The organism is Actinosynnema sp. NPDC023658, from assembly GCF_040639995.1.
Lineage (GTDB): Bacteria > Actinomycetota > Actinomycetes > Mycobacteriales > Pseudonocardiaceae > Actinosynnema.
In genome coordinates, this window is sequence record NZ_JBFAAX010000921.1 from 1 (window position 1) to 2152 (window position 2152).

At 70.9% G+C, this 2152-nt stretch carries 2 protein-coding genes; both read right to left on the reverse strand.

Annotation, left to right across the window (positions count from 1 at the left end; translation table 11 throughout):
* Positions 1–190: 190 nt before the first annotated feature.
* On the reverse strand, positions 191–631 hold the full coding sequence (locus AB0G02_RS36435; RefSeq protein WP_360803914.1) for an SRPBCC family protein: 441 nt from the start codon (positions 629–631) through the stop codon (positions 191–193).
* 46 nt (positions 632–677) lie between these two features.
* Positions 678–1913 (reverse strand): ABC transporter substrate-binding protein, encoded by a 1236-nt coding sequence (locus tag AB0G02_RS36440; RefSeq protein WP_360803917.1) that lies wholly within the window; start codon positions 1911–1913, stop codon positions 678–680.
* Positions 1914–2152 lie beyond the last annotated feature (239 nt).

Consider the following 2152-nt stretch of genomic DNA (forward strand, 5'->3'; position numbering starts at 1 on the left):
GCACCTCGGTCACCGCGGTGGCGCGCTCGGCCTCCTGCCCCGGACGTGGCGGCTGCGTGTGCTGAGCGTTCAACTCACGCGTTCTGAACGTAGGACTCTCGCGACGTGAACGTAGGACTCTCGCGGTCTGGAGGTAGGACACGCGTGACGTGGAGGTAGGACACGCGGAGCGGAGCGGGGTGAGGAGGGGTTAGGCGGGGCCCTTGCGGGCGGCCAGGTCGCCCAGGCGGCGGAGGGTCTCGCGGTTGCGCGGGGTCAGGTAGAGGGTCTGGGCCTGCTGGGGCAGCAGGGAGAGCGGGCCCTTGATGGCCTCCTCCAGCATGGTGACCTCGGTGCCGTCGGAGGTGGCCTTCAGCTCGAACCGGATCCGCGCCGCGCCCAACGGCCACAGCCGCGCCTCCAGCTCCAGCATCCGGGGCGGGTCGACGTCCAGCACGGTCGTCACGTCCTTCACCGCCACCGGCCACGCGCCGACGCTGTGGTGGATCCTGGTCCCCGTCCCCGGCCACCCCGCGTCGACCTCGCGGATGTGCGCCGCGCCGACCACCCAGCCCGCGTACGACCAGCCGTCGGCCAGCACCGCGAACACCCGCTCCACCGACGTGGGCACCGCCCAGCGCACCTCGATCATGCGCACCGGATTCCCCGCCCGAACCGGCGGAAACTACCCGCCGGGGCTACTTGGCGCGGGTGCCCTTGAGCTTGACCAGGTCGGACTCGAACAGGTCTGCGATCACGGCCAGCCCACCGGGTGTCGCCGGGTCCGGCCTGGCGATGTAGGACTGCGTCGCGGACGGCCGACCCACCAGCGAGAACCGAAGCTGGCCGGTGAGGCTCTTCGTGTCCACCTTGCTGGTGTCCTGGAACGCCCGCAGCACGCCGTCACGGGTCAGGTCGCGCTCGGCGCACGCCTTCTCCAGGATCGCCGCGAACGCCATGCCGATGACGTAACCGTGGTCGACCGAACCGGTCGGCTCCAGGTCCGGGTACTTGCGGGTGAACGCCTCGGCCACCGCGCGCGGTCCCGGCTGGTCGGTGGCGAACGGCGCGATCGGGGACACCACCTGCACCCGCTTCACCACGGCCGCCGCCGCGGGCGACTGCAGGATCAGCGGGTCGTAACCGACGGCGTTGACCAGGAACGGCACGTCCCAGCCGAGCCGCTCGGCGGTGGCGACGGCGGTCGCGGTCTGCTGCGGCGACGTGCTGAGGAACACCGCCTTCGCACCCGCGGCACGCAGCTCGGCCACCTGCGCGGCCACGTCGGCGGTCTCCGGCACGCCCTTCGCCACGAGCCGCATGCCCCACTGCTCGGCGGCGAACGTGCTGCCCTCCAGGGCGTTGCGGCCGTAGTCGCTGTCGACGTAGACGTGCCCGATGGTGTCGCCCTCGTGGATCGCACCGGCGCGCTTGACGTGGTCCAGGCCGTTGATGACGTCGAGGTCGTAGGTGGTGCCGACGATGACCATGTGCGGATTGCCGAGCAGGCTCGCGGACCAGGACGCGGGCGCGGCGATGGCCCGGGTCTGCATCAGGTCCGGCTCGATGGCTTCGGTCATCGGCGCACCGGTGACGTCGATGAACCCGAGCACCTGCGGCTCCAGGTCGAAGTACGCCTCCAGCGCCCGGTTGACGTCGTAGCCGTGGTCGGCCTGCTTGAGCTCGACCTTGCGGCCGCAGATGCCGCCGCGCTCGTTCAGCTCGCCCAGGAACAGCTCGTAGCCCTTGATGCGGATGAGCGAGGTGGCCGAGAACGGGCCCGTCATGTCGGTGAGCACGCCCAGCGAGATGGTGCCGGCGGTGACGCCGGGTCCCGCCTTGACCGGTGGCTCCCCCTCGGCGCCGCACCCGGCCACCAGCAGGGCGAGGACGGTCGACCCGACCACGAAGTTGCGCACCAACGGAACTCCCACCGCCTGAGGTTACCGATCGGTACGGAGTATTGGCCGACGTCACCCGGATCGCCTAATCCTGTGACATACCGCACGGTCGGTAACCTTTTCCGGGAGCGTTCCACCACCCGTCCGCCGACGTCCGCCACCCGAACAGCCCTCTATCCCGACACGGGGTGGCGCCACGGACGATTCGGTTTCCGAATGCGCGGGAAGGGCCGACGCGCCAGAACGCCGCGAGGGCCGACGGGGTCTCCGTC

Bases quoted from the DNA above. Each gene is read 5' to 3' on its own strand.
- AB0G02_RS36435 (WP_360803914.1), bottom strand. From the start codon at position 631: ATGATCGAGGTGCGCTGGGCGGTGCCCACGTCGGTGGAGCGGGTGTTC.